We start from the raw sequence: 23303 nt of genomic DNA, 5'->3' as shown, positions 1-23303 counted from the left end.
TACCATTAAGATTTTGGAATGCGTAAGAGGCTCGGAAGTCCGAGCCTCTTTTTTATCCTAAGGGCAGACAATCGCGTTTCCAGGATTGGAGGCGAATGTACCTTGGAACTGAAGTCCTCCGAAAAGGTAAGGGTATGATTCCGAATTCGGAATAGGAATAGTGACCAATTTCAACTTATCGGTGGTTGATTGTAGATTACATTTGTTCCCAGAACTGACATTCGTGATCGCGTCCAAGGCCAAGGAACTAGGCAGAGGAACTTGGCGTAATACGTTATTCACCAATGGAACGATCAAAGAGCGGATGAGAGGATCCACTACTTGGAAAATTCCTTTCGGGTCCAGACCGAAGGGATTAAATGTAGGTCCTTCTAAAATATCCATCGTATAAGACATACTAGCTTCATCTTTTCGGATCACTAAACTCATAGCGTTTAAATTATTGTACTGCGGTTTTCCTACAGGATCCGGATTATCAAACGGAATAAAATTGAAAGCTCCGTCTCCTTTTATACTTACACGCACGGTATTGAGTAGATATCGGCAGCTATTTGCCGCGTTATCTGCGGCTGCCGCACTACAAGGTAAAAAACTTCCGTCGCCTACATCCGTTCCGGGAAGCCTTCTTCCATAAATCCTTAATTCCAAATCCGTAAAATTCACTACCAAGATAGGGAGAGCGTTTGCTCCTCCGAATTTAAATTCTCCATTCGGAGCGTGGATCGCATAAACGTCTATATCCACATCATCCGTTGCGCTGACACTTGGGACAAATTTAGTAGGATCGCCGGGTTTTAAACCTACTAAAGGTCTACCTGGAGATAAAATATTCAGCAAGGTCCCAACTTTCACCAACTCTTGGGTCAATTCGAACAATGGATCTGAACCGGCATACTGCTTAATCTGGTTTATAAATTGTTTATTAATCCTTAAATTTAAAGCGCCGTTTTGCCAAAGACTATAAGCTGCTTGAGTAACCGTATCCGCATTCAAAGTAAGAAGTAATCCGGGATTCGCGTTACTTCTGGAGAATGGATAAGTTTTTGCCATTGCAGTACCGGCGGGAATAGGGCGAGTGCTCACAAAACCCGTAGCTAATTGATGCCCATGATAGTTCGGATCCGTATTTGCGATCGGATTTTTAGCCACCAAAGAAACACTTGCGGAAGTGAGTATCCCTTTGTTTGTTCCGTCCGATTTTACCACTGCATCGTTCTGGGCCATAAGTCTTAAAGACAAAGGAAAATTACTCAAAGGAGCAGGCAGGTAATCGGGCAAGGTAACATCCAAGCCGGGATTATTTAGAGAAACCAACACCGCGTTCATCGCTTCCACGGAAACCCTTTCCACAATATCTCTCAGCATAGATTGTGTAATGTAAGGTGTCGCCTGAGGAACCGCGTTATTCGCCACACTTTCCGTAATAGGAGAAAGCCAAGAGCCTAGGGTATCCGTTGCAGCTAATAAATTTACACCCGCTACACTCAGATTATTAGTCCATTCGGAAACGTAAAAATTCCCGGTGATCGGATCCGTAGGTGTATAAGGAGTTCTGATCGCAACTGCGATCTTTCCGTTCGTATCAAAACTTGCGTTTGCCTTCGCTCTCGCCAAACGAGAAGTATATGGAGAGTTCAGGTTTAACGTAGCGGTGGTCGAAAAACCATACGTATCGTCATTACCGAGCAAACAAGCTAAACCCGTACAATCATGTGAATACCCTATCGTAGTCAGATCGATGACCGATCTTTTTCCGTTTAGATCAATCCCCATTACTCCGTCTGCTTGGACGTAGATCGAGTCTGTGATATTCGTACTATTATCCGGAGCTAAAGGAGGAACGACTACATTATTGATATAAACGTCCAACCACATAGGAAGGCTTCCGAGAAAGCTTGCGGTAATATTGAATGCACCAGTATTTCCTGCGATACCGCAATAACCGTTCCCGAATTGGCCGGCCATATCACCATAGGTTCTCACATAATTGACAGAGATCGGAAAATCATTCGCCGTAATGGACCAAAAATCGATACATCGTCTATCCGAAAAGTTACCGTTTCCGTCCGGATCCCGAAGAGGAGCAATGTCAGTGGTTTTTGGTGATCCTGAAAAATCATTAAATGTCTTATTCGTGATCTTAAAATCCGCGCGAGCGAATTTTTGAAGAATATTAGAGAATAATTTTAAAGTCTGAGCTTCATCGAAAACGGCTGCGGATGCGTTGGAAATCAAATCATAGGGTGTAGAATTGACTTTTCCGTAATTGAATCCGAAAGACCTACGGAACGTTTTCCCGTCCGCGGTTAAGATCTGGAACTCGTATGAATTCCCACCCTGGAAAGGTTTTAGACCGGCTTTCGGACCTGTAAAAGCGTTTAAGTTCAAAGAAGAAACAATAGGAGCGGTCATATCGCAAGGAGAAGCGGAACAAATTATATGTTCCGCGTTCGAACCCATATGTTTTAATTTAATGCTTTGGATCTGGTTCGGATTACTAGGATTCGTAAAACTTGCATTCAAGTTCATTCCGATCGTCCCAGGCGTTGCATCCAGATACGTTAAGTCTTTTTGGGAATTTGCCGGCCCCACTCCCGTTCCGTTTAAGGACATCGTAATATAGTAATCAGGCTCGGTAGTAAAACTTACCGTATAAGGCTGCAGGTCCCCGCCCTCTAATCCTTTGGAAGCGGAAGTCAAAGTAAGTTTATAAGTAGTATTCGCTTTTAATTCCCGATAAGGATCGAATACCAATCTTCCGCCGGATTTCCAGTAGAAAGTTCCCCCTTTTTCGGCTGGAGGTCCGGGTAGAAGCGTGCCGTTTTCTTCAGTCAGAACAAAATCCGATTTTACCGTGCTTGCGACCATCGGTTCGGAAAAAACAATCTCCAAACTTTTGTAACGGTCCACCTGAGTCAGGTTCGCTAAATTGAGAAGGACTTGAGGCCCTGTGGTCCCGAAATCGACAGGTAAAGTGGCCGGGGTATCCGTTTCCGTATAATTTATAGTATTGGAAGTTCCGGGAATGGATCCGCCCCCATCTACCGGGATCCCTATAGAACTAAAGAATGAATCGAGTATTCCTCCCCCTTTTTCGGAATCTCTACATCCCGAAAACATAAGAGAAACTGCCAGACAGGTTATAACAACCGTCCGTTTAATAAAAATTCTTTCACTTTCACCCAATCCGGTAACCATTTTTTTTCTCCAGTCTTCAATCGCATAATTTCGTTCGCGTTCGGCGGGAGTCGGCACTCGGCAAGTGCCTAACCAACCTCGGGCTGGACCTTCTTCTTTCGAAAAAACGGCCCTGCCCTTAAGAGTTAATTTTCAATTTTGGAGAAAACTCTTGGTTCAGGATTTATTCTGTTTTTATAATATTATCTTTATACTAATCCTCTTTTATTCCTATTCACACGTCATTAAGGACATTGCACAACTGTTCCAGGGTTCGTAGCCGCCGCTCCTTGGAACTGAAGACCTCCGAATAGATACGGATAAGGTTCCGTATTCGGGATCGGAATAGTGATCAGCTTCAATTTATCCGTAGTGGATTGAAGATTACAAACCGCACCGGATGTGTAATTTGTGATCGCGGACACATTAAGGGACTTAGGCAAAGGCACCTGACGTAAAACGTTATTCACCAAAGGAATGATCAAGGAGCGGATGAGTGGATCCACCACTTGGAAAATTCCCTTAGGGTCCAAACCGAAAGGATTCACAGAATTCCCTTCCAGAATGTCTAGAGTATAAGCCATACTAGTCTCGTCCTTTTTGATCACAAGACTCATAGCATTCAAATTATTATACTGAGGTTTTCCTATAGGATCCGGATTATCGAACGGAATAAAATTAAAGGAACCGTCCCCTTTGATACTCACGCGCACCGTGTTTAGAAGATAGCGGCAACTGTTTGCGGCATTATCCGGAGCCGCAGAGGAGCAAGTAACGGAACTTAAAGTTGGATATCCTATCTGGGTCCCATTTGGCCTTCTTCCGTAAATCCTCAATTCCAGATCCGTAAAGTTCACGACAAGAGAAGGAATAGCGCTCGCTCCCGCAAACTTAAACTCACCGTTCGGGGCATGGATCGCATAAACATCTATGTCCACATCGTCCGAAGATTTTACGTTTTGGATCAGCTTACTAGGATCGCTAGGATTCAAACCTACCAAAGTGGATCTACCTGGAGCCAAAATGTTCAGGAGAGTTCCGACTTTCACTAACTCTTGTGTCAACTGGAAGAGAGGATCCGAACCTGCATAAGCGGTGATAGAATCTATAAACGGTTTATTGATCCTTAAATTTAAGGCACCGTTTTGCCAGAGACTATAAGCAGCCTGAGTAACGGTATCCGCAGTCAAGGTTAAAAGGAGTCCAGGGTTTGTAGAACTTCTCGAGAATGGAAAAGTTTTAGTCAAAGCATCCGCAGCCGGAATAGGACGAGTGCTTACAAAGCCCGCAGCCAACTGATGTCCGTGATAATTCGGATCGGTATTGATGAGCGGATTTTTGGCCACTAACGCCACGGAAGCCGAGCCCACGAGTCCTTTGTTCGCTCCGGATACCGTAGGAGCCACATCCGTTTGGAATTTCAACTTTAAGGAAAGAGGAAAACTTTGAAGAGGAGCGGGAAGGTAATCGGGGAGAACCACATCTAAACCCGGATTAGCCAACGAAGTTACTACCGCATTCAACGCGTTAGGCGCAACCTTTTGCACTACGTCTCTCAACATGGATTGAGTAATTGCAGGTTTTAAGGCCGGAACCATACCGTTCGCAATGGAAGCGGTCACGGAAGATAGAAGGTCCGCTGCCCAAGAAGTGGAGTCTACATAGTCTACCGAATCCAGATCGCCCGCATTGTTTTTTACACGTAAGTGGTCGGACCATTCTTTCGTATAAAAATTGTCCGTTGGAACATTTGTAGGAAGAGCTGCCGCAGTCAGAGGAGTTTTGATCGCGATATTAAATTCTCCGTTGGAATCCACAAGAGTGTTTGTGTTTGCAACCGCAGCACGAGGGTTCGGTGTTTCCCCCAAATTCACTTCCGCGATGGTGGTAAAATAGAATCGATTGCCTGCTCCCACGAGCCCCAGACCGATAGAGTTACGGTTCCTTGCAATAATAGCAAGATTGATAATCGCCTTACGACCGTTAATGTTTACTTTGAGATTATTATTTGCGGGAACACTTAAACTCGCAGTAATCGTAGGATCCGCTCCCGTAGTTGGAGGGATATTTACCCCAGTAATATAAACGTCCATATCGAAATCGGAACAACCCAAGAAACATCCGTTTCCGACAAAAGCGCCCGGATTTGCACCTGATCCACCACAATAACCGTCACCATTGTCAGGGTCGGTAGAATCACCGAAACTACGGATGAAATTCACAGCGGATCCACCGGTCGAATAATAATCTATACAATGGGAAGTTCTCTTAGTGGTAGTTTTAGGAGTGTTGGAAAAATCGGAAAAACTTTTACCGGTGATCTTATAATCATTCTTGGTAAATCTTTCCAAGATCTGACCGAATAATTTTAAGGCCTGAGCCTCATCCACAATGGCAGCCGCGCCGTTTGCGATTAAAGCATACGGAGTGGTATTCACTTTTCCGTAATTGAACCCGAAAGATCTGCGAAATACCTTACCGTTAGTTGTAGTGATCTCGAAAATATAAGAATTCCCACCTTGAAAAGGTTTTAACCCTGCTTTTCCTCCGGAGAAAGAATTCAAATTCAAAGACGAAGCAAGAGGAGCGGTCATATCGCAAGGAGGAGCAGCGCAGATCACATGTTCCGCTGAAGAACTTAAGTGTTTCAGTTTGATAGATTGAATAGTATTCGCGCCGATAACGGGAGAGGTAAAACTTGCATTCAGATTCATCGCGATCGTTCCGGGAGCGGCATCAAGATAAGTCAAGTCTTTGGAAGAATTTGCAGGACCAACGGCTGTTCCGTTTAACGTTGCGCTGATCAAATAATCCGGTTCCGTAGTAAACTCAACAGTATAAGGTTGGAGATCCCCGCCTTCCAAACCTTTCGAAGCTCCCGTCAGAGTCAGTTGATAAGTAGTATTCGGTTTCAGCTCCTTATATGGATCAAAGATCAATCTCCCGCCGGATTTCCAATAAAAAGTTCCTCCCTTTTCTGCACTCGGACCGGGCAATAAGGTCCCGGATTTTTCCTTCAGAACAAAATCGCCGTTCACCGTAGATTGTGTCATCGGTTCCGAGAAAACGATCTCCAAACTTTTATATCGATCCACTTGATCGGTTGCAGAAAGATTAAGTAATGCTTGTGGACCTGCCGTACCGAAATCAACGGGAAGTGTAGCAGGTTCGTCCGTATCCTTATAAGGAGTTAAATTCGCACTAGGAGGAAGACTTCCTCCCGAATCGGAAGCGATCCCGAGACTTGCAAAAATAGAATCGGATAGGCTTCCTTGTTTTTCTCCCCCGCATCCAATGGATACGAAGAATAAAGTGAAACCGATAAGTAAAAATCCCTTGAATGTTTGCGTCTTCATTTGTGTCGGTAGTCCCGTTATATATCTATTTTTCATCTTAGTGAGAATATCGCATTCAGATCGTCCCAGTACGTCGACGTGGGTTGTCCATCATTCCAATTATCATAGAAGAAGGCGTCGGAACCGGAGAAACGACGACCTCTTTCATAAATATCTCCGAATAATCCGATTAGAGTCCCCGCAGAATATAGGAAGGCCCTGTTGTCCATAAGAGGAGTCTGGATCATATCGGATCTCAGAAGTACTTTCGTATTTTCGAATAGATCTTCCACAGTGTATTGAGAAGACATGTTCGCATTCTTCTCTAAAAAACTGAAGAAGCTGCCCGGTTTACCCAATTGGTAACCGGTAGCGTATAAGTTCCTTCCGTAAGGTGCCATAGAATCCAAAACAGGAGGAAGACTAGTGGTCAAAATATCGGAAAGAGTATAAGTTCTCGTATCCAGAGTGGAATTGTTCGGATCGGTTTCATCCCCCACATAGAAGAGAGAAGAGATAAGATCCAATGTATTCGTAATTTCGGAAGCGGTGAGTTGGATATCCAACAAGAGATCCAATAAGAAATCCAAGGATTTCACCAAAGACCAACCGGACGATCTGGAAACGTAATCTCGGATCCGTCTTACCAGATCATCCACTTTCACCCAGGTAGGATCATATAGATCATTACGAGGGCGATCATCGTATTTATCCGCGATACGATACACTAACCAATCGATTCCTTCATCAATTGCAAACTGGTTCGGACAATTGGTTTGGAAATTCGCCTCGCCGCCGCATTCGGACCAAAGTTTTGTTTGGCCTAAGATCCCGGAAAGACCGTCCATCACCTTGTCTCTTGCATCCGTTTTAGCGGGATCTCCAAGATTTGTGGTAAACTTGATAAGTCCCGAAAGAATATCAGTTTTACTTAATAGATCCAACGGACCGTCCGTCATACGATTACGATCTGTGCTTGTAGGTGTGGAAGTCCCTTCGATTAAAACGCTCAATAAAGTCCTGTAATTTTTAGAAGCCTTGTATTCTACAGGAGTGGCCGCTGGGTTTCGCAATCCGGATGCGATCCCTACCGTTCGTACCTGAATAAAGCTTGGCTTTGGAGGCAGATTGTCCCCTATTCTCGCCGTTTCATCCTGTCCAAAAAAAACGTATGGTCGAGAGAAGATCTCAGCGAGGCCGGTAAATAGCTTATAAGGATTTTTTCCTAATGCTCTGTTCGCCGGAATTTTAGCGTCATCACCCAAAGCTTTTGCCAATGCGACGATAAATGGAGTCAGACGATTCCTCTTATTCCAGTTTGTGTTCACTTGAGAAGAAGGAGTATCAGTAGTTCCCAAGAATCCAAGCTGTTTGATCACACCCGCATTTTGGGATATCACCGGCGGGATCATTCCATACACAGTGGTTGGATCAGGGATCAAAAGAGGGAATAATGCGGAATATACCGCAGTCACTTGGAAACCTTCATTACCAGCGAGTCCGTATCCCCAGCCTTCTACTAGGAAAACGGAATCGCCCGGTTCATTGGATAGATCTTGCAAATTTGTATCCTGGACAACCCAAGGCCCAGCCTGCGTTCCAGAATCAAAGGACTTGATGGGAGTCCCCTTCTTGTGCCAGTAACCGTTAAAGTTTGTACAATCGTCTTTTAAAGGACCACAATTGGGACTTAAGTTCATCATTCCCATGATTCCGTTCCCGATCGCAGTAATGAATAATGCCTCTTGGTAGGTAACTGTAGCGGCTAACTTAGCTCTCACCGGAAGAACTGCTACGAATCTTTTTTCGTATAAAAGCCATTGTAAATTTTTATAAAATGCTTCCTCCGCACTTGCTACTAGGATAGGAGCAGGGACGGTTTCCGTAATAGAATAGAATCCCTTGTCGGTTAATACCGCAGACGCAGCAGTTTGATCCACTCCACCCAAATAAATACGTCTTTCTCCGCCTGTACCTGGATCAATTTGAACGTAATATTTGGATGTGTTCCAGCTAGGTTGGTATTGTAAAAGATTACCGTTAGGCGCAATCGGATTCCCTCCGGAGTCTGTTCCACTATAGTATGGTCCATAACCTTCCAAAGTAACCTTGACGATCCAATCCAACATCCAGGGAACTGTCTTATTATACAGTTTATCGAATTGAGACTCGTTCAATGCAGCATTCAAGGTAGAAGTGTCCGTAACCGGATGGGTCTCCCCTCTAGAAGGAGCTTCTAAAATGGAAAGAACCCTAGTATTGAAACCTATTCTGTATTCCAAACCATCTCTGAAAACCTTACCGCTAGTGCGGCTCAATTCGGTAATATTCTTAAAATTGAATGAATCACCGGACCCGATCACGGATCCCATACTGAACATTGCATCACCTAATGTCAGCTCACCACCGGTTGTTACGGAGCCGGTATCAGTTAAAGCGTTATTAACGACTTGAGTTGTACCGGAATTTCCGGAATCTACCGGATTCCAACGAAAACCGTAATTATCCGCAATTGTAAGAACAATAAATAAAGTTTCTAACGCGGAAACCGGACGGCTTTCCACATCCGTCTGGCGGTTTCGTCCATCTCCATCCAACTGCAAAAGATCCTTAAACGTTTGGCTGGAACCGGAAGAATTCCTCATAAAATCCAGTAAATACGCATTCTTAGCGGTCTCTTTCAGAACGTTTACAGTCACATCTCCCTGGGCGAAAATTAATCCTTTAATCGTTTCAAAAAGATCACGAAGCATCGTTCTCAATTCTGCAGGTTTTAAAGTACCCCCAGGGGCATTATACGCTGCGTTCGTAGAATATTCGTTAGCGGTAGGCTCAGCAGGAGAAACAGTATTAGCAGTAAAAAAGTTCTCTGCGTTTATTATAAAATTTTTAAATGAGGTTTGAGGAGTCATTTGATCCTCGAAACCGGCAGCCTTGTACATCATCTCGCCGAAATCGTAAACAAGAGAGATAAAACCTTCTTTTAAAGTGCGATCCGTTAGTAGAGAAGGAGCAAAAAATCCACCTAATAGATTTTCAACTCCGGTTCGGAACGCAGTATTTTTCCGTAATCCTTTATAAAGAAAATCTTCTATATCGTGAAGAGTATCCACAGTATCCGGATCTACAAGAAGGTCAGCTGTATCGTGGATAGAAGTGGTAACCTGATTCGCCGTCTTAGTATTGTATTCTATCAAAAGTTGGTTTGCGCCAAGAGGCATCAAATTACGGACTACAGGCTTTTTATAACGGCGGATCTTCTCAAAAACCGGCTGGATAGAAGAATACGCGGCAGGATTCGAAGTTTGTATCTTTTCGATCATGTCCGCAAGGCCCAAAGAAAGGGTTTGGACGCTCGTTCTACTCTGCAGCATCGCCGATTCTAAGGCGCGAATTGTCCCCAAATTATCCGTTCTAGGTGCTTGAGAGAGTGCATCCCCCAAGGCCTCATTGAAGCCGACGGGGTCCATATTGGTGAAAAAGCTCTTCACCACTGGGTAAGGATTCAAAAAACTGAATAAAGAAATTCCTTGGTAGTCGTCGGTATTATCGGAGAATTGGGAAATCCCGCTTTTATCGGTCCCGGCATGAGAACAGGAACCGAATAATGATAATATAAGAGAAATGAAAATTATATTTTTCTTAAAATCCAGGAGGCGATTACTCCCCCCAGCAAATTCCCTTATTGGCCGCATCTTCATCCCTTAAACCTCTCTGGGTCCGTGTTCGCTTTTTTGAACAATTGTTATTTTTCAGAACCAGAACGGCTTCTATATATACCGTAATTCCAAAAAACCTTCAATCTTTTTTTATATCAACTGTTCGAATCGTGTATCGATCGCTATACTGGTACATATTATAACGGTATAGACAAGGATTTTTTTCACTAGTTTTGGCAGTTTTTTAGAGAACGAACGTTATTTTTAACTGTCTTATACGTCTCTTATTTTCTCGGATTTCCACTTAAAATCATGTTCTAAAGCATGATTTAATATGTGTTATCAGAGTGAACGCACGTTTGCTTTGGAAAGTTTTTATTGACAATCGGTGGTTTCAGGGACTACGGAAAATAAAAAAGGCCGAGATAAATCTCGGCCTTTTCTCTATTACATTTTGAATATGGAATCCTAAGCAGTCGCCGCTTTCTTTTTGTAGATAGCGTAACCGATTGCTGCAAGCCCCAGTATCAGCCAGATATACCAAAACTTCACAAGAAGAATGGTAACTGCGGTGATCACAAATGCCACAACCCCGAACACTATGGATAGAGCGGTTTTTCCCAATTCTCCTACAAGAGGAACAAAACTTAAAAGGGAAAGTAGCGGTCCTGCGAGAAGATTAAAGCTCACCCACATAGCAATAAAACAACCGAGTCTCATAAGCCACTTTTCCGTATTATCGTCGCTTTGGATGTCCTTCATCGTAGTCTGAAAATCTCCTACGGAAGCGTTCAAAAATTTATTACCCTCTTCACTGGTGAACTCTCCTATTGTATTTCCGTTTACGGAACCCACGAAAGTCATATTTTCATCCGGTACGGGAACAAGAGATACACTGATTCTTTCGCAGCCTTCGGTTTGATCGCTTGCACATTTTTGAGATAAATAGATATAATCACCTTCGGCTATCCCTTTGGACAATTCTCCCGATCCGGGATTTACGGAAGGCACTGCGGAAGTCAGATCCACCTTGCTCAAATTTATATTGTAAGTTTTACCTTCATCGGTCTTCACCTTCGCGTCGGAAGCAACGGAACGTTTATCATCCACAGTCGCTTGGTAGAAAGGTTTAGACTTGCATACGGAATCCTTGAAATTTTTAGGATTTTGAGGAGAAGAGATCCAATCCAATTCACAATCGTAATCTTTTTTTTTCGTAGTGGAATTCTCTTTGCTGGTTTCTTTCCAGGCATATACCTCGGAAGATTGAGAATAGGAAATATACTTCCCGGGTTTTACGAACTCTCCACCCAATAGATCTGCACTCAGTTTTCCGGTAACGTAAGACGCAACCCCAGGTTTCGCTTGGGCAGCTGGCACCGCACCTTTAAGGGCCGCACTCGCTTGCTCGCAAGTTTCCACTTGAAATATTAAAAATAAGGAAAGTGGGAATAATACAACCCCGGTCAGCATTCCTTTGAACGAATCGCCGATCGATCCGAATATACTCGTACTTTCTCCTGTTTCTTCAAACGCCATGTAAAAAACCTCCCACTGGCCTTAAAAAAGACGAAAGGGCATTCTACATTCCACACAATTCGGTAGGCAATATCTTTTTTCCAAACCGAAAAGAGAAGATCCTTTCTCCAAACGAACGTTTTGGAAAAATTTTGGGCGGCCCCACTCGCTATCGCTCTGGTCGCGCTGCTACGGGCTACGCTATCGCTTCGGTCCTTCGGACTTTCCCTGCGCATCGCTGCCGCGTTTCTCATGCAAAGACGTTCGTCTGATTTCTATCTCAAAGGACCTTCTTATACGATAACTCTTCGCGGCAAGGATACGAAGGGCGCTAGTCCGGCTTTGCCGGATATTTTCCGCGCCCCATAGGAAGCGGGTAACGCCAAGCGTTGCTGAGCGTAGTGAAGCAAAGTCCTGATCGGACAAACTGGAACTCCATGAAACCGTCCATTTGAATTGCTGAGCGCGAATGCGCGAACCCGCAGTAGCCTGGTCAGAGCGTAAGCGAAGAGCCGCCCAAACCTTTTTAAATATATTCTAATTTCTGAATATTCTAGGAATTAGTATGGAAGAATCAGAATAATTCCAGCCAAGCCTTGCGAATATCCGGTTTTTCCATAAAGTAGGTACCGATAAGTGCAGCGTCCACATGGGAACGGAATTCATCCAGATCGGCTTTACTTTTAACCCCAGACTCCCCTACTTTTACGATATTGGGAGAAAGTTTGGAAGCCACTTTAGGGACCAGGTCTTGGTGAATGGAAAAGTCATCCAGATCCCGAGTGTTGATCCCGACTATATTTGCACCCGCCTTTGTGGCGATAGTCGCTTCTTCTTCCGTATGGATCTCCGTGAGAACATCCATATTATACTTTTTAGCTTCTTTGATAAGTTCTGCGAGTTTTTCGGGTGTGAGTATACGAACGATAAGAAGGATTGCTGCCGCTCCGTATTCGCGAGCCTCAGCGACCTGCTTTGTATCTAGTATAAAATCTTTTCTTAATATAGGTATATTGACCTGAGAAGAAACATTCTTTAGGTCTTCAAGGGATCCGCCGAAATATTTTTTGTCAGTAAGAACGGAGATCGCAGTGGCTCCACATTCGGAGTAAGTTTTAGCGATAGTGACCGCGTCGTATTCTTGCCGGATAATCCCGGAAGAAGGACTCATTTTTTTACATTCCGAGATGATTGAAAATTTGCGGGAGCGTAATGATTGCCATAACCCCGTCCCTGCGTAAGGCGAAGGATTATATTCGGGAATGGTTTCGATTTCCCTTTTTTTTTCCTCTACGATCTCTTGGAGAACCCGATGTAATGCCATCATCGGTTATGCACGAAAGGTTCGAAGCGCCTCGTCTTCCGTATCTCGAATATCAAATAGAGAAGTAAGTTCAATCACATCGAAAATTCTTTTCACTGCAGGTTTGATCCCGCAAATTTTGAGACCGCCTTCTTTTGCGTTCAATTTCCTGAGCGTAGAAATGCAAGCCCTGAATCCGGAGGAAGACATATAGTCCACGTCTTGCATGTTTAAAATAACCTTGGTGTGTCCTTGGTTATCGATTAGATCGTTCAGATTTTCTTCCACCTCGTTTGCGATAGAAACGTCTAAACGTCCCTTGAGGTAAACTATGAGAACTCCGTCCTGTACCTTATGGTCGAGCAAAGGAACCTACCCTAGCGATAAATTAGAGACAATTCTCGATGCGAAAAATAGCCTGTCAACCAAGTTCCCCAAGATGAAGAATTTTCCTACCTCCTTATTAGGCCAAAGAGTCCTGGTTCTCGGCGGGGGAGTTTCCGGCATGGCGGCTCTCCGACTCTTGAAAGAGAGACAGGCGAATGCTGTTCTTTGTAATTCGAATCCTATTCCCGATTTAAATGTTACGTTCGTCGGCGAGGATGTAATTCTAGCGGACCTTCTTCCGATCACGCTCATCGTAAAAAGCCCGGGTATTTCTCCTTCTCATCCCGTAATTTCCCAAGCTCATTCTCTCGCAATCCCCGTAGTTTCCGAAGTGGAATTAGCAAGAGCGTTTTATTCCGGAAAATTGATCGGCGTCACAGGAACGGATGGAAAATCCACAACCACTTCTCTCACTGCACATTTAGTTTCTTCCGATTTTCCGGGAGCGACTGCGGGTGGAAATATCGGTTTGGCCTTCAGCGATTTTTGTCTTAAACCGGTTCCACTTTCCGTTTTGGAACTTTCCAGCTACCAGTTGGAAGATTCCGGTCCTTTAGAACTTAACGTATCCGTAATATTAAATCTTGCTTCGGATCATTTGGAAAGACATAAAAGTTTGGATAATTATTTCGAAGCCAAGACAAGGATCGTGGACCATTCCAATCCTCTTCATACTCTTGTAACGAATTCAAAACTTTTTCAGGAAAGGATCCGAAATCTGGGATGGTCCTGCAAAATTTTAGTCTTCGGGAGAGAAGCAGGAAACGACGCGATCATCTCGGAAGAAGAAAGAAGTATCAAAACCGCAAAGTCGATCTATGATGCTACGAACTTCCCTCTGCCCGGAGGTCATAATTTGGATAACCTGGCAGCTTCTATCTTGGCTGCAGAAGCAATCGGTGCAAAACCGGAACATATCCAAAGTCTGATCGGGTCGTTTAAAGGCCTTCCTCATCGTTTCCAATATGCCGGTAAAGCGGCCGGGATCTCTTTTATCAACGATTCCAAGTCCACAAACCTCCACAGTATGCTTGCGGGTTTAAACACGTGGAAAGACAAAAAAGCGACCTTTTTGATCTTGGGAGGAAGACCTAAAGCCGAACCCTTGGAACCTCTGAAAGAATTTTTAAATTCCGGTATCGGCTGGGTCTTACTGATCGGAGAGGCGAGAGAAACCTGGGCCCCCGTGATCTCTCCTATTTTAGGTTCCCATTTGATCTTAGCGGATAATTTGGAAGAAGGTTTTTCTCAGATCAAAAACGCGGTCCGCTCGGGTAGGGCAAGAGTTTCCTCCGTGGTATTTTCCCCAGCTTGCGCTAGTTTCGATCTGTATAAGAATTTTGAGGAAAGAGGAGAACATTTTTTGAAACTTGTCTCCGACTGGACCAGAGAAGAACCTTAGATTTATTTAATATGTCCTTGGTGGTTTAATTTTTCCCAGACTTTGGACTCTATGAATACTTTTAATAAGTCTCCGTCCAAATGATTTTCCTTCGCTTCCATTTCCAAAATGTCCAAGGCCCTATCCACCGGGACCGCTTTTTTATAAGGTCGATCTTGGTCGGTTAACGCATCGAATATATCGGAGATGGTCATGATCCTGGATTGGACCGGAATATCTTCTCCGGAAAGCCCTCTCGGGTATCCGGTTCCATTCAACCTTTCGTGGTGCGCATGAGCGATGGTTGGTACCATTTTTAGATCGTTTGTCCAAGGGATCTTACTTAAGAATTGGAACGTATGCTCCACATGGGATTCGATCTCTTTTCTTTCATCAAAATCCAAAGAACCTTTTTTGATGGTCAAAAATCCGAATTCGTAAGGAGAAATTAAATCCAGATTTTCTCCTTCCGTAGTGATATACTGCATCTTTGCGATCTCTTCCAAGAACTGAGAGTTTGCCTCTTCCAGAATGGAAGGTTCGTTGCTCTGGCTGATGATCTGGAACATAGAGTTAAGTCTTTTACATTCTTCGCTAAATTCGAAATCAATAGCTTTTTCAAAGTCGGAATATCCGACTGACCCGTGCTTTTTTAAATATTCCACTTTTCTTAAGTTTAATTTCGATTCGAAATCTTTCTTTAAGTAGCGGAATCTCCAGTCGATCAATCCGATCTCCAGGTCTTCCAATTTTTTGGCTTTCACCAAAACCTTTTCTCTTACTCCTACTTTTCCGAAATCGTGAAGTAATGAAGCGTATCTGATCTCTTTGAGTTGTTCCTTGGAAAACTTTGTGTCCTTATATTTTCCGAAACTCACACGATCTAAGGTTTCCGCAAGCCCGACGGTCAACACTGCCACTCTAAAAGAGTGACCGCTAGTGGTCGGATCCCTTGCTTCGATCGCGTTTACGGAGGCGGTCACAAATCCTTCGAATAATGTTTCAATCTCTCTTAATAAATAATTGTTCTGAATGGCGACAGCCGCCTGTCCTGCAACTCCAAGGACTAATTGAGCCGAATAATCGTCGAAAGGTTGGATTTCGTCCCCTTTCATCTGGTCTACGGTCAATTTTTGGTTAAAGTTCCTCTTACGATTGATCAGCTGAAGAACACCCACGACATCTCCCCTATGGCCTTTCATAGGGACTACCAGCATGGATTTAGTATGATAATTCGATAATATATCGAAATTCCCATTAAAGGAAAATTCGGCATCTTCCGGCAGATCATAAACATCTTGGATGTTCAGCACTTTTCCGGTTTCCGCAACATAACCCGCAATACTGGACTTATTGATGGGAAGAATGAACTCTTCCGTATCTATACTCAATGCCGAAATTTTAAAACGTAAATTCCGAACGAATCCTATATCGTCCTGTTCGACTAGATACAAGGAACCGGAGTCGGCATTACAGATCTCCCTTGCACTGTACAATATCTCTCTTAAAAGTTTATCAAAGTCCTTTTCGTTTGCCAGACTGATACCGATCCTGGTCAGTCGGTTGATCTCGTATTTTGCGGTGTTGATCTTATGTAATAGATCGAACTGATCCGTGATCATATGCAAATGTAAAAAGCCGTTAGCGAAAGTTTTTGAAAGGTGGAGATCCGAAGTGATCTCAGGCAAGATCCCAAAAATCAGATCGTCTTCGATCTCGGTATTCTTGTATCCTTCGTAGCTTAGGTCTGCATTTAAAATGAATCTGGCGAGTATCAGAGGATTCATTCTAAGCTGCTCTCTGATCTTACTATGTTCGGATTCTAAGGTTTCGGAAGAGATATAAAATAGAATGTTTACGAATTGCGGAGTATCCCTGATGTCCGAGGACCCGAAAAAATCCTTTAGATCGATCAGTTCTAGCTGGGTCTTATTGCGGAGGATGGAAAGTCTCCCCGCAAGTGTAGCGGAATCCGTCACGATATATTGCTTAAACTTGGATTCCATCCCGATTAACCCATCCTAAGCTTCTTTTAGAATCGTGAAAAGGAGTTTTTTCCAAGTTTTGGCCTTGGATATCCTTCGAAAAACGGCCGTTTGGCTTAAACAAAAAAAGACCAAACCTCATAGCTCATCCATAAGACGGATCTAAAGTCGAATTTTATCATATGGTCATATTTTAATTTAAGGATCCTGCAATAGATCGATCTAATTTTTTTTCCTTTCGGAATATACTTTGTCCTTAATGATCTTTCCCCAATCCTTTACAAATTTTTGAGAATGTTCATAGCCTATCTCATACAATCTTTCGTATTCATCCCAATCGAAGGTGGAAAAATCCCGAACAGGCAACTCCACGAATATATCGGAAGTTTCTTTCGTTTTTAAAAGATTGTTTCGGCTGGACAATAACATGGACCTCATGAACAGCTCGCCTATATGAGGGAATGAATATCTATCTTCCTTTTTCATAAATTGGTTTCCCAAAAGTTTCAGAGCGGAGGGTCCTTCTCCCGGAAATCTGGACTCAACTAATAATCCATAGGTTTGGTCCTTGTTCGGTTGGGATCCTGCACCTAAATCTACCGAGATCAATACGTCCGCTCCTTTTCTTCTCACCAGAGAACCGGGAAGATTATCCCAAAGTCCTCCGTCCACATACAAAGCTCCTTCGTTATAAAATGGAGGAAAGATCCCGGGTATGGAAGTACTGGCTCGGATTGCCTTCCATACCTCTCCTTGTTCGAACACTTTCGGTTTTGAATTTGTTAGATCGCAGGCTACCGCCAAAAAGGGAATCCATAATGTTTCTATTTTTCTATTTCCGAAAAATTCTTTGATCGCCTTGGAATATTTCACTCCTCTTAAAATGGAGACAAACGGAAGAGTATAATCTCTGGTCAGTTTTGCCTCTATCCAGACCTCTTTAATCAAACGGAGAGATTCCTCGAACTCATAACCCATGGCAAATAATCCCGCCATAATGGATCCGGCGCTTGTTCCTCCGATCAGATCTATCGGGATCCCAGCCTCGCTCAGGGATTTAAGTAATCCCAAATGAGCGAACCCTTTTGCCCCTCCGCCCGAAAGTGCGATTCCTACCGATCTACTTTCCAATCTTCTTGCAATACGATCGAATTCACCTGCCCTGTTCTTTCTCATTATAAGTTTTTGTCCGGGTAATTCATGAAGAATGTTTTCTAATTCTTCCCAACGAGTATAAGAATCCTCCAAGTATATTACGGACTCTTTCATGGTTTCGCCGAGACTTCCTCCTTGGATCAGGTTCCAAGAATAGGAATTTTCCAATATTGGGCGCCCAGTTTCGGCTAGAAGAAGAATTCGGTCCGCCTGTCTCAGGCTAGTCTCCGCCCAAAGCGGATCTCCTGTGGGTTCTACTTCAAAAACCACATTGTCGTATTCTTTTTCCAATCCTCCAAACCAGGAGAGAAGGTCCGGTATCCCGAATCGTATTCCATTTTTATGATGTATTTTTTTCTCCTTCAGGAATTTGGAAAGTTTATCCTCGTTTACAGATAATGTAGAGCCGAAGGACTTTAAGGATTTGGAAAGTTCATTGGAAAAATCACGGAGAGGAAATCCTTCCGTCACAGGCACCAGTGCGATCGTATGTACTTTTCTTCCGAATCGAGAGGATTCTTTATTCCGATTTCCCAATCTCCTGGCAATCGTTTCAGTCACATGGAATAAAGCTTCGGGAGATTCGGAGATAAATTTTCGGAATCCGTTACGTGAAATTTGGATCACCTGAGAGGAACGTACGGCATAAACCGAAGCAGAGCGAGGTTCTCCCGTTAACAAAGACATCTCCCCGATGATATCGCCTTTGGCGAATTCCCCTTCTCCCGTAATATTTCCTTGATCGTCCGAAACGGTATATCTGAACCTTCCCGATAAAATGATAAAAAGTGAATTTCCAGGTTCTCCTTGGAGCATCAACCTTTCCCCACCTGGAACATACAACCATCTCAAATACGGAGTCAACTCTCCGATTTTTTTGCGGTCCACATGAAAGAGTAATTCCAGATTGGAAATAAATCCTAAAATTTCCTTTTGACTAGGCTCATAGGAAGCCATTCTGAAAAATCTTTTAGTCTCTAATCTTTCCTTCCAACGTTTGGAAGTTTCCGAATGTTCGGATTCCCACTTATTCCAATTTTTAGAACTGATCCTCAAAAGTTTGGAGTCCGTTTCCGCTCTTATACCGAATTTCCCTTCTTTCCAATGAAAAAATCCTGCCTCCCCGAAATGAGAGCCGGGCACCAGACTTCGTATCATCAACTCTTCTCCGGAAGAAGCGTTCGTAAATTCTTCGCACTTTCCTTCCAAAAGAAAATAAAACCATTCCGAGGTTTTTTCGGGTGATATGAGAATAGTACCGGCGTTTACGGATCTATATTCAAAAAGTCGAGTGAAAGATCCTGTTTCCTCCGGGGTCCAATCCAGGAACATTTCCCGATTGGATAAAAAAATAAATCCAAACCAACCGTCTCTTTCTTCAGATCCTTTTTTAAAGCCGGTCTTTTTCTTTTTTTCTCTCACTGTTTTAGTCTCTGGTATATATTAAAAAAACAGACTGAAAAAAAAGTATATAGACTGCAATCTGAAATAATATCGATTTTCGCTTCGAATTCGATAGGGAGAATTATTTCGCACTGAGCGCACAAAGATCACAGAGTAATCTATTTGTTATTTTCTCTGTGAACTCCGTGCGAACCACCGGGTGAATTCTACTTCTATCGCCTTGTTTCTGCGCGACTATATAAGAAAAACGCCCGAAGGAAAAAATCCCACGGGCGCAAACAAAATGAATAGGAGATCTAATCTAACGATTAACGTTTCAGACCCAGGACTTCCTGTAACATTTGGTCTGTGGTAGTGATCGTTCTGGAGTTAGCTTGGAAACCCCTCTGAGTTACGATCATATCGGTAAACTGATCGGAAAGATCCACATTCGACATTTCTAATAGACCTGCGTTAATCTTCCCTCTACCGGCGATACCTGCTTCGCCGATCATCGGCTCTCCGGAGTTATTGGAAAATGCGAACATTGTATCTCCCGCTTTATCCAAACCGGCCGGGTTATTAAATACCGCAGTCGCAATCCTTGCTAAGGGTTGTTTGATCCCGTTGGAATAAACACCGGTAACGGTTCCGGAATTATCGATGGAGAAGGACTCCAGATATCCCATTGTATATCCGTCTTGTTTCACAGCTTTAGTTGTGAAATCGGAAGAGAACTGGGTGATCCCGTCCACCATTCCAGCCTCGCCTAGAGCCAGGTCGAAACTTTGGACTTGGGGATTTCCGGGAAGTTTAAAGGAAACTTTTGCACTTAGTTTTCCTGTGTTCATCACATCGGTTCCGTCGGAAACATAAACGATCTTACCATCCGGAGTGAATCCGAACTCAAGCTCGGTGAGTCCGGGCATTTGAGTATTCTGTCCGCCGGTGGCAGCCACATCTACGGAAAGTTGAGTGGAATCCGTTAAGGACGTCCTTGCTTTCCAAGTGTTTTCACGCACTTTGTAGAATTCCATTTTGAATTCTCTTTCGGCACCTTGGTCGTCAAAAACTTTGATAGTAGTCACGTGTCCTCTTCTCGCCTTCGGATCCGGATCATTGATCATAGCCGTGATCTCTTCTTGGGTAGCGTCAGGCGGAACGGCTTGCACGGATGAATTCAAGTTGGATCTGAAATCCACTTTGGAAGTTGCTCTTGCAGGCTCTTTAGAATATACCGGAATGATAATATCTTCGATGGAAGCGGAAGAGTTGATATACTTATTCCCTTTTTCATCCAAGCGGGAATTCCACCCTTGGACCTTCAAACCGTTCGCCGGGTTTACATAATAACCGTTCTTATCTAAGTTGAATGCGCCCGCTCTGGTGTAGAACTGTTTGTCTCCGTCTTTTACGATAAAAAAACCTTCTCCGGAAATCGCAACGTCGGTATTCTTACCGGTGGTTTGTAAAGCGCCTTGGGTCATGATCTTGTCGATCGCAGCGATCAATGCTCCGAGACCTACTTGTTGCGGGTTTACCCCTCCTATGTTTTCCTTCGGCTCGGAAGCACCTCTCAACTCTTGGGAGATCATGTCTTGGAAAGTGACACGTTCCGTTTTAAAACCGTGGGTGTTCACGTTGGAAATATTGTTACCGATCACGTCCATCCGCACTTGGTGGTTTTTTAAACCGGAAACTCCTGAATAAAGGGATCTCATCATGGCGCTTATACCTCGAAATTTTCTATTTAATTAATAATTGCTGTCGTTCGGTTTTCCGGGAAAACTCCAGCCTGGAGCCCCGGAACTTGTTTTTTCAAAATCGGGATCTTGGGAAGGACCCATATTCTGATTTTGTAATGTTTCTTGAAATTGTTGACCTTGCTGCGGTTGCGTTGTTGGAGTTCCAACGACGGCACTCGGAGAAGCCCCCGCTGAACCGGAAGGAGTCGCAGCTTTCGGAGCAGGTGCTCCTGTTTGTCCTTCTTGTTGGTTGATGATCGCGGGATCTGTGATCAAAGTGATCGCATCTATCTCTACGGTTCTACCGTTTACTCTCACAAAAGATTTACCTTCTCCGTCGAAGAACAATGCGCCTGCGGTCCCCACCACATTCTCTCCGGTCACAAAATCAGGACCGGATACGATCTTACCTACCAGGGAGAAACTTTGGCGATTGGTCATCTTACCGATCCCTTGGGAGATATTATTCATCTGCTCCAAGGAGGAGAACTGAGCCATTTGCGCGATAAAGTCTTGGTCTTTAACCGGGTTTGTAGGGTCTTGAGAAGAAAGTTGAGTGATCAATAGTTTTAGAAAATCATCTTTTCCTAATGCTTTCGCGGTGGAACGTATCTCGATCCCTTGGAGACCGCTTTTTTCTTCCTTCTCCAATTTATCGAAATGCTTCCTTAAATCGTAACTTCTGTCTCCTTCGAGATAACGGCTACGTGTAGCTTCGTTAGAAACCGCGTTTGTTTCCGGCATGATCCTCTCCTTAAACCAAGATGTTTAAGCGTTTATCAGTATTCTTTTCGGCAAATTCCGTATTTTCGATAGAGTCCATTTCGGGAACTTCTTCCAAATCGGAAGAATTCGAAAAACCGGAAGTTTCAAAACTCCAACCTTCTTGGTCAAAAAAACGGGAAGAATCCTGCCCATCCCAACTCATACGTAAGGAATCCTCGGACTCTACGATCAATGACTGAAGATCCAATCCTTGTTCTTTAAAATCTTTTCGAAGTTGTTCCAGATCACCGGCGAATAATTTTCTCACCTGATCCGACTCTACTAAAATTTTACCCTGGACCTTATCGTCTTCCACTGTAATACGTAAGGAAACTCTTCCTAATTCTCTCGGATTCAATCTTAGAGTGGCTTCCGATCTTCCGTTCTCGACTATATTCAATTTTGCCGATTGAACTAGTCTTTGGAAATTTTCCTTCATCTGAGAACGATCCATGGACGTTCCTGGATTCGATTTGGATGTTTTAGAATTTTGTCCGGTAACTTCTTGGTTTTTTTCTGCTATCCCGAGACCCGCTTTTAACAAAGTGAATGTGGTCTCGTTCCCATTTCTTTGGGAGAAGTCCTGGTTCTGAGAACCTTTCCCGGAAGTATCCGATTTGGAAGCTTCTTCTACTTGAGCCGCTTTCGCTGCTTGGTTTTTGGAAACCATAGAAAGAGTTTCCTGTTTTTTCTCTCTCGTGATCTTCCAGTTTTCCGACTCGGGAATGAAATTTTCTTTATGAGAATCTTTTAATACGGTTAGTATCTTTTCTTCGTTTGCAGGTTTGGAGAATTTACGCGCTTCTTCCAAACTTTTTGAACCTTCATCCAGACTTTCTTTTTCCGGAGTTTTTTTGGTTTCTTTAATAGAACGTTTCTCTTCCGGTTGACTGGATTTTAGAACGGAAACATTTCCCGCTTCTTCTTTTTGTTCCGCCTTAGGAGCTTCTTCCTTTATATGTTTTTGGATCTTTTTAAAGGATACGGATTCTTCTTGGTTTGCCGCGCTCGAAACTTCTTTCTCTTTTTTTGCCTCAAGTCCCGCCAAAAACACACTCATCTGTGTGATAAATGGAGAATCTAATTCTTCGGAGCCGAGTTCGGAGTCGACCTCATCTTCCAGTTCCGAATCGCTTTCTTCCCGTTCTGCCTTTTGGACCTTTCTATCAGAAAGACGAATTAATTTTTCATTCTCTTCTTCTTCGGCAGAGTTGGCCTCTTCTGCTTCTTCTTCGGATCTTATGAATAATTCAGGCTCTTTGGACTCTTCCACTTCGGAAGGTCTTTCTTCTTTGATCTCGGACTTTTGCCCTTCTTCCAAAACCTTCTGGGAGCGAAGTTGGATGGACTTCATCAGATCCATAAAACTTACGGAAGGAGCGGAAGTTTTTTCGGAAACGTTAGATACTCTTGGCTCCGCCGATGAATATCCCTCTTCTCTGCCTGGCCCTTCCGTTCTGATCTGCATAGCACGCCCCTTGCAGTATAAGGATCGTAAGATCAGAGATTT

The 23303-nt window shown here is 43.6% G+C and carries 12 protein-coding genes; 1 reads left to right on the top strand and 11 read right to left on the bottom strand.

Annotation, left to right across the window (positions count from 1 at the left end):
• Nucleotides 1–57: 57 nt before the first annotated feature.
• The 6 genes from AB3N61_RS04750 to AB3N61_RS04725 form a co-directional block, all read right to left on the bottom strand.
• On the bottom strand, nucleotides 58–3198 hold the full coding sequence (locus AB3N61_RS04750; RefSeq protein WP_412758388.1) for an Ig-like domain-containing protein: 3141 nt from the start codon (nucleotides 3196–3198) through the stop codon (nucleotides 58–60).
• A gap of 224 nt (nucleotides 3199–3422) precedes the next feature.
• Entirely contained in the window at nucleotides 3423–6533 is a 3111-nt protein-coding gene (locus AB3N61_RS04745) for an Ig-like domain-containing protein (RefSeq protein ID WP_367898611.1), read from the bottom strand.
• 32 nt (nucleotides 6534–6565) lie between these two features.
• Nucleotides 6566–10213: a hypothetical protein gene (locus AB3N61_RS04740; protein ID WP_412758387.1), complete on the bottom strand. Its 3648-nt coding sequence runs from the start codon at nucleotides 10211–10213 to the stop codon at nucleotides 6566–6568.
• A 426-nt stretch (nucleotides 10214–10639) separates the two neighbouring features.
• Entirely contained in the window at nucleotides 10640–11710 is a 1071-nt protein-coding gene (locus AB3N61_RS04735; protein ID WP_367898609.1) for a TMEM43 family protein, read from the bottom strand.
• Nucleotides 11711–12263: 553 nt separating this feature from the next.
• Nucleotides 12264–13016 carry an indole-3-glycerol-phosphate synthase gene (locus AB3N61_RS04730; RefSeq protein WP_367898608.1) on the bottom strand — a complete coding sequence of 251 codons (753 nt, stop codon included), beginning with the start codon at nucleotides 13014–13016 and terminating at the stop codon, nucleotides 12264–12266.
• Between the two features lie 3 nt (nucleotides 13017–13019).
• Entirely contained in the window at nucleotides 13020–13358 is a 339-nt protein-coding gene (locus AB3N61_RS04725) for an STAS domain-containing protein (RefSeq protein WP_036090879.1), read from the bottom strand.
• Nucleotides 13359–13431: 73 nt separating this feature from the next.
• Here AB3N61_RS04725 and murD point away from each other — a divergent pair, with 73 nt between their 5' ends.
• Entirely contained in the window at nucleotides 13432–14781 is a 1350-nt protein-coding gene (gene murD / locus AB3N61_RS04720; protein WP_367898607.1) for a UDP-N-acetylmuramoyl-L-alanine--D-glutamate ligase, read from the top strand.
• 2 nt (nucleotides 14782–14783) lie between these two features.
• Here murD and AB3N61_RS04715 read toward each other — a convergent pair whose 3' ends face one another.
• From AB3N61_RS04715 to AB3N61_RS04695, 5 genes are all read right to left on the bottom strand, one after another.
• Nucleotides 14784–16766, bottom strand: coding sequence for an HD family phosphohydrolase (locus AB3N61_RS04715; RefSeq protein ID WP_020771139.1), 1983 nt, complete (start codon nucleotides 16764–16766; stop codon nucleotides 14784–14786).
• Between the two features lie 201 nt (nucleotides 16767–16967).
• The gene (locus AB3N61_RS04710) at nucleotides 16968–19322 is read right to left on the bottom strand and encodes a patatin-like phospholipase family protein (protein ID WP_367898606.1); all 2355 of its coding nucleotides are present in this window, start codon (nucleotides 19320–19322) and stop codon (nucleotides 16968–16970) included.
• Between the two features lie 290 nt (nucleotides 19323–19612).
• Nucleotides 19613–21007 (bottom strand): flagellar hook protein FlgE, encoded by a 1395-nt coding sequence (gene flgE, locus AB3N61_RS04705; RefSeq protein WP_008595159.1) that lies wholly within the window; start codon nucleotides 21005–21007, stop codon nucleotides 19613–19615.
• A 30-nt stretch (nucleotides 21008–21037) separates the two neighbouring features.
• Nucleotides 21038–21772, bottom strand: coding sequence for a flagellar hook capping FlgD N-terminal domain-containing protein (locus tag AB3N61_RS04700; RefSeq protein ID WP_020771462.1), 735 nt, complete (start codon nucleotides 21770–21772; stop codon nucleotides 21038–21040).
• 10 nt (nucleotides 21773–21782) lie between these two features.
• Nucleotides 21783–23261, bottom strand: coding sequence for a flagellar hook-length control protein FliK (locus AB3N61_RS04695; RefSeq protein WP_367898605.1), 1479 nt, complete (start codon nucleotides 23259–23261; stop codon nucleotides 21783–21785).
• Between the last annotated feature and the right edge of the window lie 42 nt (nucleotides 23262–23303).

It is taken from the genome of Leptospira sp. WS58.C1, from assembly GCF_040833995.1.
Lineage (GTDB): Bacteria > Spirochaetota > Leptospiria > Leptospirales > Leptospiraceae > Leptospira_B > Leptospira_B cinconiae.
The sequence above is the reverse complement of the archived record's forward strand: the minus strand, read 5'-3'. Positions and strand labels throughout refer to the sequence as shown.

Bases quoted from the DNA above. Each gene is read 5' to 3' on its own strand.
- AB3N61_RS04750 (WP_412758388.1), bottom strand. From the start codon at position 3,198: ATGGTTACCGGATTGGGTGAAAGTGAAAGAATTTTTATTAAACGGACG.
- AB3N61_RS04745 (WP_367898611.1), bottom strand. From the start codon at position 6,533: ATGAAGACGCAAACATTCAAGGGATTTTTACTTATCGGTTTCACTTTA.
- AB3N61_RS04740 (WP_412758387.1), bottom strand. From the start codon at position 10,213: ATGAAGATGCGGCCAATAAGGGAATTTGCTGGGGGGAGTAATCGCCTC.
- AB3N61_RS04735 (WP_367898609.1), bottom strand. From the start codon at position 11,710: ATGGCGTTTGAAGAAACAGGAGAAAGTACGAGTATATTCGGATCGATC.
- AB3N61_RS04730 (WP_367898608.1), bottom strand. From the start codon at position 13,016: ATGATGGCATTACATCGGGTTCTCCAAGAGATCGTAGAGGAAAAAAAA.
- murD (WP_367898607.1), top strand. From the start codon at position 13,432: ATGAAGAATTTTCCTACCTCCTTATTAGGCCAAAGAGTCCTGGTTCTC.
- AB3N61_RS04715 (WP_020771139.1), bottom strand. From the start codon at position 16,766: ATGGAATCCAAGTTTAAGCAATATATCGTGACGGATTCCGCTACACTT.
- flgE (WP_008595159.1), bottom strand. From the start codon at position 21,007: ATGATGAGATCCCTTTATTCAGGAGTTTCCGGTTTAAAAAACCACCAA.
- AB3N61_RS04700 (WP_020771462.1), bottom strand. From the start codon at position 21,772: ATGCCGGAAACAAACGCGGTTTCTAACGAAGCTACACGTAGCCGTTAT.
- AB3N61_RS04695 (WP_367898605.1), bottom strand. From the start codon at position 23,261: ATGCAGATCAGAACGGAAGGGCCAGGCAGAGAAGAGGGATATTCATCG.